Below are 13907 nucleotides of genomic sequence, written 5' to 3' on the forward strand. Positions count from 1 at the left end.
GTACGCTTGTAAAAAATAAACTAACTAATTAATTTTAGAAACAACACTAAAATTATAAACCTGTCCTTACAAAATAATAAGGATTCAAAACATATAAATTATGGCTTGGTTTAAAAGAAAGACAAAAGGAATTCAAACTTCTACGGAAGAAAAAAAAGATATCCCTAAAGGCTTATGGTATAAGTCACCAACAGGAAAAATTGTAGATTCAGAAGAATTAGCAAAAAACTTTTATGTAAGTCCAGAAGATGGTTACCACGTAAGAATTGGTAGTAAGGAATACTTTGAAATATTATTTGATGATAATAAATTTAAAGAACTAGATGCAAACCTAACATCTAAAGATCCTTTAAAATTTGAAGACAAAAAAAAATACCCAGACCGTTTAGTTGCTGCTCAAGAAAAAACACAACTTAAAGATGCTGTACGTTGTGCAGTAGGGAAATCTAAAGGTAAAGACTTAGTAATAGCCTGTATGGATTTTGCTTTTATTGGTGGTTCTATGGGAAGTGTTGTTGGAGAAAAAATAGCACGTGCTGCAGATCATGCTTTAAAAAACAAACTACCATTTATGATTATCTCTAAATCTGGTGGCGCACGTATGATGGAAGCAGCATTATCTTTAATGCAATTAGCAAAAACCTCATCTAAATTAGCCCAATTAGCAGACGAAGGCTTACCATACATCTCGTTATGTACAGATCCTACAACAGGTGGAACAACAGCGTCATTTGCAATGTTAGGAGATATTAATATTGCAGAACCTGGTGCATTAATTGGTTTTGCAGGACCAAGAGTTGTAAGAGATACTACAGGCCAAGAATTACCTGAAGGCTTTCAAACATCAGAATTTTTATTAGATCATGGTTTCTTAGATTTTATCATGCATAGAAAAGAACTTAAAAACAAAGTCAATCAATACATAGACTTAATAATGAATCAGCCTTTAAGAGCTTAATCATTAATTACTTTTTATATAAAACCTTTCAATGTTAAAATTGAAAGGTTTTTTTATTTTAAATAATTAATACTCTTTTTAAAAAAAACTTTAAATAGTGTACCTTTATTTACTTCGCTTTCAACCTCTATTTTTCCGCCCATTAATTCAACATGATTTTTTGTTATAAATAAACCAACACCTGTTGCATCTTTGTTATAATGAAATGTTTTATATAATTTAAATAAACTATCACCAAATTTATTTAAATCTATACCCAAACCATTATCTTGTATTTTTAAAACATTATACTCGCCTTGTATTTCATTTTTTAATGTTACTACTAACTGTCTTTCTTTAGATCTATACTTTATAGCATTTGTTAAAAAATTAAGTATAATACTATCTAAATAAGCAGGAATAGCTTTAACATTACAATTAGAATCTACTTCGTTAATAATTTTACAATTAAAATTTTTAGCTAATGCACTTACATTATAAATTGCTTTATCTATATAGTCACATAAACTAAGAGTCTCTAGTTGTTTTTCATTTACTACCTTAATATTAGAGATTTCTGTTAAGTGCTTTACCGTATCATTTAAATTTAAAACAGAATCTTTTAACATTATAAATTCTTCATTAGGTTTAATTTCAGGAACATCTTGTTCTATAAAATTCACCAATGTAGATAAATTAAAGACGTGGGTTTTAAGATTATGGGTAACAATTTCTGCAAAATCCGTCAAACGTTCGTTTTGGGTTTTTACAATACCTAACATGCTTTTTAGTTTAAGCTCATTTTTAATAACATTTGTAATATCGGTTATTTGAGAGATAAAATATAATGGCTTACCTACAGTATCTCTTACTAGTGATACACTAAGTCTAGCCCAAATAACATGACCTTTTTTATGAAAATATCTTTTTTTCATAGTATAATTAGAAATCTCTCCAGATAATAAAGACGTCATTTTATTTAAGTCTAATTCTAAATCATCTTTATGAGTAATCTCCTTAAACGTCATTTTATAAAGTTCCTCTTTAGTATAACCTAAAGTATTTAATACACTTTCATTAACTTTTATCCAATCACCCTTTAAACTAACAATAGATATACCTTCTTTAGCTTCATGAAATATCGTTTTAAAAAGTTCTTTTTGGACATCCTCAATCTTTACACTCATAACAAACTCACTTACAGTAATATAAATATAAACTAGAAACTATTAAGTATCAAATAAAAAAATAGTTTTACGACAAAATACATGAGGAAATATTCAAAAAAAAGGTTTTAGATATATAAATTCAAGAATTCAATAAAAATAACTATATTTGCCGCTCGAAAGACAAGCTTTCGTGTACATAACAATCATTTACAATAATATTAGAATGTATTTAACAAAAGAAAACAAAGAAAAGCTTTTTGCAAAGCATGGTAAAAATGCTAAAGACACTGGTTCTGCCGAAGGTCAAATTGCTTTATTTACAGAAAGAATTAACCACTTAACAGAGCACTTAAAAACTAATCGTAAAGATTATAACACAGAGCGTTCATTAGTGAAACTAGTAGGAAAGCGTCGTGCTTTATTAGACTACTTAACTAAAAAGGATATCTTAAGATATCGTGCAATAGTAAAAGAATTAGGATTAAGAAAATAATCTCAATAAAAAGACCACGCCTAACAGCGTGGTTTTTTGATATATAACAACTCTTTTTGAAGGAGTATAAATTTCAAAATTGAAGAAGCTAATTATAGTTTTTCATTGGTAACAACAACTACTACAACAACACAACTACCAATGTTTAACCAAAAAAATCCGATGTTAAAAACATCGGTAATTAGAATTAAAACTTATTTATGATTCCAAAAGTTTTTAAAGAGGTCATAGACCTAGGTGATGGAAGAGAAATTTCTATCGAAACCGGAAAATTAGCAAAACAGGCACATGGTTCTGTTGTTGTACAATCTGGAAAATGTATGTTATTATGTACAGTTGTTTCCAATTACAAACAAGCAGATGTGGATTTCTTACCACTAACTGTAGATTACAGAGAAAAATTTGCAGCCGCAGGTCGTTATCCTGGAGGTTTCTTTAAAAGAGAAGCAAGACCAAGTGATGGCGAAGTATTAACTATGCGTTTAGTGGACAGAGTATTGCGTCCGTTATTCCCAAAAGATTACCACTCTGAAACTCAAGTTATGATTCAGTTAATGTCTCATGACGATGAAGTTATGCCAGATGCAATGGCAGGTTTAGCTGCTTCTGCTGCTATTCAATTATCAGATTTCCCATTCGAATGCCCAATTTCTGAAGCTAGAGTTGGTCGCGTAAACGGAGAATTCATTATCAACCCAACACGTGCGCAGTTAGAAGAATCTGATATCGATATGATGATTGGAGCTTCGGCAGATTCTGTTATGATGGTTGAAGGTGAAATGGATGAAATTTCTGAAGAAGAAATGACCGAAGCTATAAAGTTTGCACATGAAGCTATTAAAGTACAATGTGCTGCTCAAGTAAAATTAGCTGAAGCTTTTGGTAAAAAAGAAACGCGTGAGTACGAACCAGAACGTGAAGATGCAGAATTAGCACAAAAAATTCACGATATGGCATACGATAAAGTATATGCTGTAGCACAAGCAGGTTCTGCTAAACACGAGCGTAGCGCTGCATTCGCAGAAATTAAAGAAGAAATTAAAACCACTTTCTCTGATGAGGAGTTAGAAGACTTTGGTAGCTTAGTATCTAAATATTACAGCAAAGCAGAAAAAGCTGCAGTAAGAGATTTAACATTAAACGAAGGTTTACGTCTTGATGGTCGTAAAACAGATGAAATTAGACCAATTTGGTGTGAAGTAGATTACTTACCATCAACACACGGTTCTTCTATCTTTACTCGTGGAGAAACGCAAGCTTTAGCAACAGTAACTTTAGGTACATCAAGAGAAGCAAACCAAATAGATATGCCATCTTACGAAGGTGAAGAGCGTTTCTATTTACACTATAACTTCCCTCCTTTTTCTACAGGTGAAGCAAGACCAATTCGTGGAACATCTCGTAGAGAAGTTGGTCACGGTAACTTAGCACAACGTGCATTAAAAGGTATGGTTCCTGAAGATTGCCCATATACAGTTCGTGTTGTTTCAGAAATTTTAGAATCTAATGGTTCTTCTTCTATGGCAACAGTTTGTGCTGGTACAATGGCAATGATGGATGCTGGAGTACAACTTAAAAAACCAGTTTCTGGTATTGCAATGGGATTAATATCTGATGCAGATTCTGGAAAATACGCTGTATTATCAGATATTTTAGGTGATGAAGATCACTTAGGTGATATGGATTTTAAAGTAACTGGTACTGCAGATGGAATTACAGCTTGCCAAATGGATATTAAAGTAAAAGGATTAAGTTACGAAATTCTTGTTAATGCCTTAAAACAAGCGCGTGATGGTCGTTTACATATTTTAGATAAAATTACCGAAACTATAGAAACACCAAATGCTGATGTAAAAGATCACGCTCCAACAATGGTTTCTAGACGTATTCCTAATGAATTTATTGGAGCCTTAATTGGTCCTGGTGGAAAAGTAATTCAGGAAATGCAAAAAGAAACAGATACTACTATTGTAATTAACGAAGATCCTGTTACAGAAGAAGGTATTGTTGAAATTTTAGGTGTTGGAAGAAAAGGTATTGATGCTGTTATGGCAAAAATAGATGCTTTACTATTTAAACCTCAGGTTGGTAGTATATACGAAGTAAAAGTAATTAAAATGTTAGATTTTGGTGCTGTTGTAGAATATACTGAAGCTCCAGGAAATGAAGTTTTATTACACGTATCTGAACTTGCTTGGGAACGTACTGAAAATGTTAGCGATGTTGTAAACATGGGTGATGTTTTTGATGTAAAATACTTTGGTATAGACAAACGTACTCGTAAAGAAAAAGTATCTCGTAAAGCTATTTTACCTAAACCAGAAGGTTTTGTTGAAAGACCTCCAAGAGATGATAAACGCTCTAACGGGCGCGACAATAAAGGTAGAGATAATCGCGGTAGAGATAACCGTCGTGATGACAGAAAACCTAGACAAGATAAGAAGGAAGATTAATTTCTAAACTTACAACGCACAAAACCTCAAATAGATTAATTTCTATTTGAGGTTTTTTTATGGCATCATTTTAACTCCTTAAATGTTAAAGTTTCATTTAAAAATCATAAATAAATATTAAAAAAAATCTAAACTCTAGTCGCGACCGTAACTTTTAAAAACAATCAAACAAAACTTTAGGTTACTTCATGAAATCAAAAAAAAATACACTCTCAAAAACACTCCAATCTATATTAAATCGTTTTCTTATTGACATAAAAGACAAAGAAACCCGCTTAAACCTTTCTGTAATATTTAGTTCCTTTCTTTTAATTGTACTTGGTATTTATTTTTTTAGTGTATTTAGTGGCGATTTATATATAATAAATGAAGAGCACTTAAATTCTTTTTGGGGAAAATTATTTATTACCACAACTACTACTATACTAGCACTTAAAGCATCTATATTTCTTTTTAAACTGTATAGATATTATAAATATAAACCTGTAGATTCTGTTTCTAACGAGGCATTACCAACAGTAACAGTAATTGTACCTGCTTATAATGAAGGCAAACAAGTTTGGGATACTTTAATGAGTTTAGCCAAAAGTGATTATCCACAAGAAAAAATAGAAATTTTATCTATAGATGATGGTAGTGAAGATGACACATGGGAGTGGATGAAAGATGCTAAAACCAAATTAGGTAATAAAATTTCGATATTACAACAACCAGAAAATAAAGGAAAACGCCATGCACTTTACAGAGGCTTTAACTTAGGCATTGGAGAAATATTTGTTACTGTAGATAGTGATTCTATTGTAGAAAAAAACACCTTACGTAATTTAGTAAGTCCGTTTGTAGAGAATGAAGATTGTGGTGCAGTTGCAGGAAACATAAGAGTTTTAAACAATAAAAAGGCTGCTTTACCAAAAATGCTAGACGTAAGTTTTGTATTAAGTTTTGAGTTTGTAAGATCTGCAGAAAGCAGTTTAAACTCTGTACTTTGCACTCCTGGAGCCTTAGCCGCATATAGAAGCACTGCTGTGCATAAATGTTTACCAGAATGGATTAACCAGACCTTTATGGGAAAACCATCAGATATAGGAGAAGACAGAGCAATTACAAACATGATTTTAAAGCAAGGTAAACATGTATTGTTTCAAAAAAATGCTGTAGCATATACAAATGTACCAGAAGAATATACTGGTTTATATAAAATGTTTATTAGATGGGGACGAAGCAATGTGAGAGAAAACCTTTCTATGGCTCAATATGTATTTACTAATTTTAGAAAAAGTAAAAAATCTGGAACTAGAGTATTATTTATAAGCCAATTTTTAGAAATGCTATTAAGTTTTCCTTTTCTTATAATCATGCTTTTATTTGTAGCAACACATCCTTTATTATTTTTAGGTTCAACTTTCTTAAGCATTTTAGTATTATCTAGTTTCTCTGTAATATTTTATGCATACCGTTATACTATTTCAGAATCTATTTGGGCTTACTCTTATAGCATTTTATATACTTTTGGTTTATTCTGGATAACACCTTACGCAATTGCAACCGCAAGTCGAAGAGGTTGGTTAACGCGAAGTTTAGCAGATAAAAAATAGTTTAAAAATAAAAAGCCTATTCCTTAAAAGAATAGGCTTTTTTTTGGCACGCAGTAAATTTAATACTGACATTTCCTCATAAAACCGACAGCTTGTCACCTAAGTCAGTATTTCAAAATTAAAAATACCTCAACGTAAAAGCCATAGAATTATCATACTGTTAGTATATAAGCGTATAATTATCAAATTCATTATTCTTTAAAATTAAATCTTTTTTTTGGGCTTACCGTACAATCCTTGTGCATAATAACACGTATTATATTAATAAACAACACTTTAACAAAACACATGAAAGTATTAGTAATAGGCGCAGGAAACATGGGATTAACATACGCCGAAGGCATGGCAAATAGCGCTGTGTTAAATCAGCACAAACTTAAAATCTATGACACTGACCCTAAGAAAATTAAAAAACTAAAAAAAGATTCAAGATTTCAGGTTTTTGACAGTCTTGAAGATTGCCTACCAAGTGCGGATATTGTATTTATCGCCGTAAAACCATACCATAGCGACGATTTATTTAGTACTATGACATCTATGTTAAGCCACGACCAGATATTTGTATCATTAATGGCTGGTGTTACAATAGAAACTATACAACAAAAACTTAGCACCGAAAAAGTTGTTAGAACTATGCCTAATTTACCCGCACAAGTTGGTAAAGGTGTTACATCTTATACAGAGTCAGACAAAGTTTCTAAAGTAGAGCTCATAATGGTAAGAACTCTATTAGATACAACAGGTACTTCAATACATGTAACTACAGAAAAATTTATTGATGCCTCTACTGGAATTTCTGGTAGTGGTCCTGCATATGTGTTTTATTTCATGCAATCAATGTTAGAAGCTGCTTTAAAAATGGGCTTTTCAGATTACGATTCTAAAATCCTTGTAAGCAGTACATTTGAAGGTGCAATAGAACTTTTTAACCAATCTAATTTATCACCAGAATCTTGGATTAACCGTGTAGCTTCAAAAGGAGGAACAACTCAAGCAGCCATAGACAGTATGGAAGATAATAATGTAAAACAACTTATACAAGATGCCGCTTACGCTGCATTTGACAGAGCAATAGAATTAGGAAAAGAAAAATAAAATGGACGACAGTATTAAAGACGATAGTATAAAAAGAGTAGTAGTTAAAGTTGGTACAAACGTATTAACAAATAAAGACAACCGTATTTTAGGTCCGGTACTTCGAGAATTGGTAAGGCAAATCTCTGTGCTAGACGAAAGAAATATACAAGTTGTACTTGTAACTTCAGGTTCTGCTATTGCCGGTAAAGAAGTTTTAGGAAATATTCAAGAAACTGAAGCATCTGTTAGACGACAAATTTATTCTTCGGTCGGGCAACCACGATTAATGAGGCACTATTATAGTTTGTTTCATGATTACGGTATGCGTTGTGCACAAATTTTAGCAACAAAAAGAGATTTCGATCCAGGAAAACACAGAGAAAACATGATTAGTTGCTATGAAGGTTTATTAGCCGAAGGCGTTACACCTATAGCAAACGAAGATGATGCAGTATCACTAAGTATGTCTATGTTTTCAGATAATGATGAGCTAGCAAGTTTAGTTGCAGAGTTAATAGACGCAGACCGCTTAATTATTTTATCAGACACAGATGGGCTTTATACAGGACACCCAGAAGACAAAAACTCTAGAAAACTTTCCGAAGTCACAGTAGACCAAAATGTAGAAAAATATGTACAGTCCAACTCTAAAAAAGAAGGAGAAGGTCGTGGCGGTATGGCTTCAAAATTAAAAATCGCAAAAGTAACCGCTAAAAAAAATATTCCTACCTATATAGCATCAGGAAAAAGAGAAAATGTAATTGTTGATATTATTAACAATAAGCAAGTAGGAACAAAATTTATTCACTAAAAATTTACACAATGAAATTATTAGAAAAAGAAATAAAAAATAACGTTTTAGATTCAATGATTACTATTATTGAAGCTAAAAGAGAACAAATTATAGAAGAAAACAAAAAAGACTTAGAAGCTTTCAATAATAATGATCAAGCTTTGTATGATAGATTAGTTGTAGACTCTACAAAGGTAGATGGTATGATAAAAGCTATTAAAGAAGTTAGAGATCAAGACGATCCAGTAAACAATACAATATCTAACATTACTTTAGATAGTGGTTTAAAAATAAAAAATAAAACAGCACCATTTGGTACTATTTTAATTATTTACGAATCTAGACCAGATGTTACAATAGAAGCAGCTGTACTTGCATTTAAAGCCAATAATAAAATACTTTTAAAAGGTGGTAAAGAAGCAATACATAGTAACAAATTTCTTGAAAAATGCTGGCATCAAGCATTAAAAGAAAATAACCTTTCTAAAGACTGGATTAAACTACTTCACCTTAACCGTACAGAAACTCAAGAGTATTTAAAAAACCCACCAGAAAAAATAGATTTAATTGTACCAAGAGGTGGCGAGCGATTAATTCGTTTTGTTAAAGAACACGCTACATGTGCTGTTTTAGTTAGTGGTAGAGGAAACAACTTTTTATATGTCGATAAAAACGCCGACTGGCTTAAAGCTGTAAAAGTTATTATTAATGCAAAAACCGATAAGATCTCAGGTTGCAACGCTTTAGATAAAGTATTAATAGATAAAAACATACCAGATTACCAGAAAAAAGTTAACGAACTCGAAACCATGCTTAACAAATTAGGTGTAGATATTTTAGTTGACAAAAAAGTAAGTGAAATTTTAGATGAAACTGAAATTGAAAACAGAGACATTTGGTATGAAGAATTTTTAGCAATGAAAATTTTACTAGCCGAAGTAGACAATGAAGATACTGCCATTAATATGATTAATACGTATTCTGGCGGTCATTCATCATCAATTATAACTGAAGATGAATCTACAGCAAAAAAATTCATGCAACAGGTAGATAGTGCAGCAGTTTACCATAATGCTTCAACCCGTTTTACAGATGGCGGACAAATGGGAGTTGGTGCAGAACTTGCAATTAGTACAGATAAATTGCACCATCGTGGTCCACTAGGACTAAAACAATTAGTAACAAATAAGTACTATGTATTTGGTGATGGACACGTAAGAACAAATTAATTTTAAAAAAATAAATAAATTTTTTGTAACAAAATGTAACCTTTCTGCGTATAAGTATTGATAGCAAAATATTCACGCTCATTTTCTGGGCACAAATCATATAATTATTTAAATGAGACAACTTAAAATTACCAAGCAGGTAACCAACCGTGAGACCGCGTCATTAGACAAATACCTACAAGAAATTGGAAAAGTTGACTTAATTACCGCAGACGAAGAAGTAGAATTAGCACAACGTATTAAAGCAGGCGACCAAGTTGCTCTTGAAAAGTTGACTAAAGCTAACTTACGTTTCGTTGTATCGGTAGCTAAGCAATACCAAAATCAAGGTTTAACGTTACCAGATTTAATAAACGAAGGTAATTTAGGTTTAATTAAAGCCGCACAACGTTTTGATGAAACTCGTGGTTTTAAATTTATCTCTTATGCTGTATGGTGGATTCGTCAATCTATCTTACAAGCTTTAGCAGAACAATCTCGTATTGTGCGTTTACCACTTAACAAGATTGGATCTATTAATAAAATAAACAAAACTTTTGCTTTTCTTGAGCAAGCACATGAGCGTCCGCCAAGTGCAGAAGAAATTGCAAAAGAGTTAGATATGACTATTAATGACGTTAAAGAATCTATGAAAAATTCTGGACGCCACGTATCTATGGATGCGCCTTTAGTAGAAGGTGAAGATTCTAACCTTTACGATGTATTGAATTCTGGTGAGTCACCAAACCCAGATCGTGAACTTTTACACGAATCTTTACGTACAGAAATTGAACGTGCACTTGAGACTTTAACACCTCGTGAGGCAGACGTTATACGCTTATACTTTGGTTTAGGTAACCAACACCCAATGACTTTAGAAGAAATTGGTGAAACTTTTGATTTAACTCGTGAACGTGTTAGACAAATTAAAGAAAAAGCAATACGTAGATTAAAACACACTTCTAGAAGTAAAATACTAAAAACATATCTTGGATAGTTTTCAAGCATTTTAAAATGTAATAAAACTATTTACGCTTTTTAATAAATTAATTATGTTTATTAAAATGAAAAATAACTAACAGTTATTCATAACTGTTCGTTTTTTGATTGATGAAGAACCCAGAGCTGATTACTCTGGGTTCACTCATTTATATATCAAAAATTCACCACTACCAATATAAAATTTTATATTTACACACTAATTAACACATTATGTTAAAAACTATCTGTTATAAAAGTCAAACTAATCCTGTACTTACCCTAATTGATTTTGAAGCGCTTTTTAACCAAACGCAACAGAAAAACAATAACAATAATATTACCGGTGTTTTAGTAAATAAAAATGATATCTTTTTTCAAATTTTAGAAGGCGATTCTATACTATTAGACGCTGTTTATGAAAAAATCAAAAAAGATCATAGGCACTCAAAAATTACAGAGCTGTTAAACAAACCAATAAAGCAAGTATGTTTTAAGTCTTTTGATATTGGATACTCAGTAATAAACGACACTGAAACCCTATATAGTTTACATCGTTTTGTAAAAACATTACAAGATAATAATATAGAAAATAGTGATTTCTTTTTTAAAATAATTGAATCGCTTTTGTATGAAAATTAATAAGTTGTAGTTTTGAAAAAACAACACAAAACTAAAAAAAATGTCTGAAAAATTAATAGCACCTTCGATGCTTGCTGCCGATTTTGGCAATCTACAACGCGATACAGAAATGGTTAATAATAGTGATGCCGATTGGTTTCACATTGATGTGATGGATGGTCATTTTGTACCAAACATCTCTTATGGTATGCCAGTTATTCAAGCAATAAAAAAACATGCTACAAAACCATTAGATGTTCATTTAATGATTGAAAAGCCAGAACGATATATTGAAGAGTTTGCTAAAGTAGGAGCAGATATTATTACTGTTCACCACGAATCTACAGTACATTTACATAGAACGTTAAGACAAATAAAAGATGCTGGTTGTAAAGCTGGTGTTGTTTTAAACATAACTACACCTGTCTCTGTATTAGAAGATATTTTACCAGAATGTTATATGGTATTATTAATGTCTATTAACCCAGGTTTTGGCGGGCAAAAATTTGAAGACGTTACCTACCAACGTATAAAGAAACTACGTAAAATGATAGACGAGCAAGGTTTAGATACTAAAATTGAAATTGATGGTGGTGTAACAGATAAAAATATTAAACAATTAGTAGACGCTGGAGCAGATGTTTTTGTCGCTGGAAGCCACGTTTTTAAAAGTAGTAACCAACCAGAAACTATTAAAAATTTAAAAGCTTTAGCAAATAGTTAAGCGTTTTTTTAAAATGGTAATGCACTTAAATCTACATTACCACCAGATAATATTACACCAATTTTTTTATTAGAGAATTGGTGTTTTTCTTTAATAATAGCTGCTAATGTTGTTGCACTCGAGGTTTCTACTACAAGCTTTAAACGTTCGTAAATTAAACGCATAGCATCAATAATTTCGGTTTCTTCTACTCTTACAATTTGTTTTACATGTTGCTGTATTATAGGAAAATTTATATCTCCCAATTGTGTTCTTAAACCGTCGGCAATAGTGTTTACCGTTTCATTAGTTTCAATTTTACCACTTATAAGTGATCTGTAAGCATCATCTGCTTCTATTGGTTCTGCACCAACAACTTCACAATCACTTTTAAAATAATGTGCAGCTAATGCTGTACCAGCTATTAAACCGCCACCACCAACTGGAGACACTATTATGTCTAAATTATTATAATCTTCAAGCAACTCTATAGTAGCAGTACTATTTCCTAAAATAACATTTATATCGTTAGATGGATGTACAAAAGTAGCGCCCGTATGTTTAGAGATTTTAGCAGCTTCTCGTTCTCTTGCTATAACTGTAGAATCACACTCTGTAATTACACCATTATAACCTAAAACAGCGTTCTTTTTTACTTGTGGTGCATTTTTAGGCATAACTATATTGGCTGTAACACCTAAGCTTTTTGCTGCCAATGATAAGGCTTGAGCAAAATTACCAGAAGAATGTGTTACAACTCCTTTTTGTTTTTCGGCCTCATTTAACTGCATGATTGCATTTGTTGCACCGCGCATTTTAAATGCCCCCATTTTTTGAAAGTTTTCACACTTAAAATACAACTCTGCTCCTACTATTTCATTTATTAATCTAGAGGTTAATACAGGTGTTTTATGTATATAAGCTTGTATATTATTGTAAACGTTTAAAAGTGTGTCTTTATTCATATTACATGCAATTAATATCCCGCAAAGTTAAAGTTAAGCATTTCTTTAACCTTTAAATATATTATTGGAAATTGAGATTTAAACTCTGAAGGCGTCTCGATAAAATTTTCTACTAAAACAGATATAAATTCAAATTGATTTTCAAAAGCATAATTTCTAAAATATCCTGAATTTATTATTTTATTTTTTAGTCTATTATCTTTTTCAATTAGCGAGGTTAACTCTTGAAAAGAATCTAAAAAAATTGCTGCACTTGTACTATAGCGTCTGGATTTTAAAAAGGTAAAGTGCATAGCATGTATACATTCATGAACTCCAAGGTTTATGTTGTCGTTTTCTATTTTGTAGCCTTTTTCAAAATCTTCCCATGAGAAAACCAAGGCATTAAAACGCAAGTTAAACTCTCCTTTATGTAATTGGTTATTTATAGAAGAAAAATATGCTTTCTCGTAAATTACAATTTTTTCTACTACATCTATTTTATATTCTCTAAAACCAAAAGTAAGCTTTGTTGCAGTAGCTGCAATTAAAACTTTCATTTTTGTAGTAATTTCAACGTCTTTACCTATAAACTCCCAATTATTTATAAAATATTGAATGCGATGATCGAAGTTTTTTTGTTCTAACGGATTTAATTTTTTATAAAATAAAAATTCTTGTTCTAATATAGGTTTATAGGCTTTTGGAAGTGTTTTTCTATTAATATAAAAATGAGTAAAAAATTGTTTTTTAGTTATAAACTCTACTCTTGCCATTTCAAAAAAGCCAAAGAAACTTTTAAACACAACAATTATTGTAAGTAGTGCTGTAACTACACCTAAAATAATAAGGATTATTTTAAATACTAAAGGAGCTTCTTTTTCTTTAAATAAAAAATAAACGACATATAGTATTTTTAAACTCATATTCTTTATT

The 13907-nt window shown here is 31.2% G+C and carries 13 protein-coding genes; 10 read left to right on the forward strand and 3 right to left on the reverse strand.

Annotation, left to right across the window (positions count from 1 at the left end; translation table 11 throughout):
- Window positions 1-100 precede the first annotated feature (100 nt).
- Window positions 101-958: an acetyl-CoA carboxylase, carboxyltransferase subunit beta gene (accD, locus tag BM549_RS12115; protein ID WP_290470514.1), complete on the forward strand. Its 858-nt coding sequence runs from the start codon at window positions 101-103 to the stop codon at window positions 956-958.
- A gap of 53 nt (window positions 959-1011) precedes the next feature.
- Here accD and BM549_RS12120 read toward each other — a convergent pair whose 3' ends face one another.
- Window positions 1012-2124: a PAS domain S-box protein gene (locus BM549_RS12120; protein ID WP_290470515.1), complete on the reverse strand. Its 1113-nt coding sequence runs from the start codon at window positions 2122-2124 to the stop codon at window positions 1012-1014.
- A 205-nt stretch (window positions 2125-2329) separates the two neighbouring features.
- On the opposite strand from BM549_RS12120, the gene rpsO reads away from it, so the two are divergent.
- The 9 genes from rpsO to rpe all read left to right on the forward strand — a co-directional run bounded on the left by rpsO (window position 2330) and on the right by rpe (window position 12048).
- Window positions 2330-2599, forward strand: a complete 270-nt coding sequence (rpsO, locus tag BM549_RS12125; protein WP_290470562.1) for a 30S ribosomal protein S15 — start codon at window positions 2330-2332, stop codon at window positions 2597-2599.
- A gap of 200 nt (window positions 2600-2799) precedes the next feature.
- Window positions 2800-5052, forward strand: a complete 2253-nt coding sequence (locus BM549_RS12130; RefSeq protein ID WP_290470516.1) for a polyribonucleotide nucleotidyltransferase — start codon at window positions 2800-2802, stop codon at window positions 5050-5052.
- A 188-nt stretch (window positions 5053-5240) separates the two neighbouring features.
- A complete protein-coding gene (locus tag BM549_RS12135; RefSeq protein WP_290470517.1) occupies window positions 5241-6647 on the forward strand; it encodes a glycosyltransferase family 2 protein in 1407 nt (468 codons plus the stop codon).
- A 288-nt stretch (window positions 6648-6935) separates the two neighbouring features.
- A complete protein-coding gene (gene proC, locus BM549_RS12140; RefSeq protein WP_290470518.1) occupies window positions 6936-7742 on the forward strand; it encodes a pyrroline-5-carboxylate reductase in 807 nt (268 codons plus the stop codon).
- Between the two features lies 1 nt (window position 7743).
- Entirely contained in the window at window positions 7744-8535 is a 792-nt protein-coding gene (gene proB / locus BM549_RS12145) for a glutamate 5-kinase (protein WP_290470519.1), read from the forward strand.
- Between the two features lie 11 nt (window positions 8536-8546).
- Complete coding sequence (locus BM549_RS12150; protein WP_290470520.1) at window positions 8547-9746, forward strand: glutamate-5-semialdehyde dehydrogenase; 1200 nt, start codon at window positions 8547-8549, stop codon at window positions 9744-9746.
- 112 nt (window positions 9747-9858) lie between these two features.
- On the forward strand, window positions 9859-10722 hold the full coding sequence (locus BM549_RS12155; protein WP_013869172.1) for a sigma-70 family RNA polymerase sigma factor: 864 nt from the start codon (window positions 9859-9861) through the stop codon (window positions 10720-10722).
- Window positions 10723-10937: 215 nt separating this feature from the next.
- On the forward strand, window positions 10938-11345 hold the full coding sequence (locus BM549_RS12160; RefSeq protein WP_290470521.1) for a BLUF domain-containing protein: 408 nt from the start codon (window positions 10938-10940) through the stop codon (window positions 11343-11345).
- Window positions 11346-11385: 40 nt separating this feature from the next.
- Window positions 11386-12048: a ribulose-phosphate 3-epimerase gene (rpe, locus tag BM549_RS12165; protein ID WP_290470522.1), complete on the forward strand. Its 663-nt coding sequence runs from the start codon at window positions 11386-11388 to the stop codon at window positions 12046-12048.
- A gap of 8 nt (window positions 12049-12056) precedes the next feature.
- Here rpe and BM549_RS12170 read toward each other — a convergent pair whose 3' ends face one another.
- Window positions 12057-12992: a pyridoxal-phosphate dependent enzyme gene (locus BM549_RS12170; RefSeq protein ID WP_290470523.1), complete on the reverse strand. Its 936-nt coding sequence runs from the start codon at window positions 12990-12992 to the stop codon at window positions 12057-12059.
- Window positions 12993-13003: 11 nt separating this feature from the next.
- On the reverse strand, window positions 13004-13897 hold the full coding sequence (locus BM549_RS12175; RefSeq protein WP_290470524.1) for a zinc-dependent peptidase: 894 nt from the start codon (window positions 13895-13897) through the stop codon (window positions 13004-13006).
- Between the last annotated feature and the right edge of the window lie 10 nt (window positions 13898-13907).

Source organism: Lacinutrix sp. MedPE-SW, assembly GCF_001874145.1.
Lineage (GTDB): Bacteria > Bacteroidota > Bacteroidia > Flavobacteriales > Flavobacteriaceae > Lacinutrix.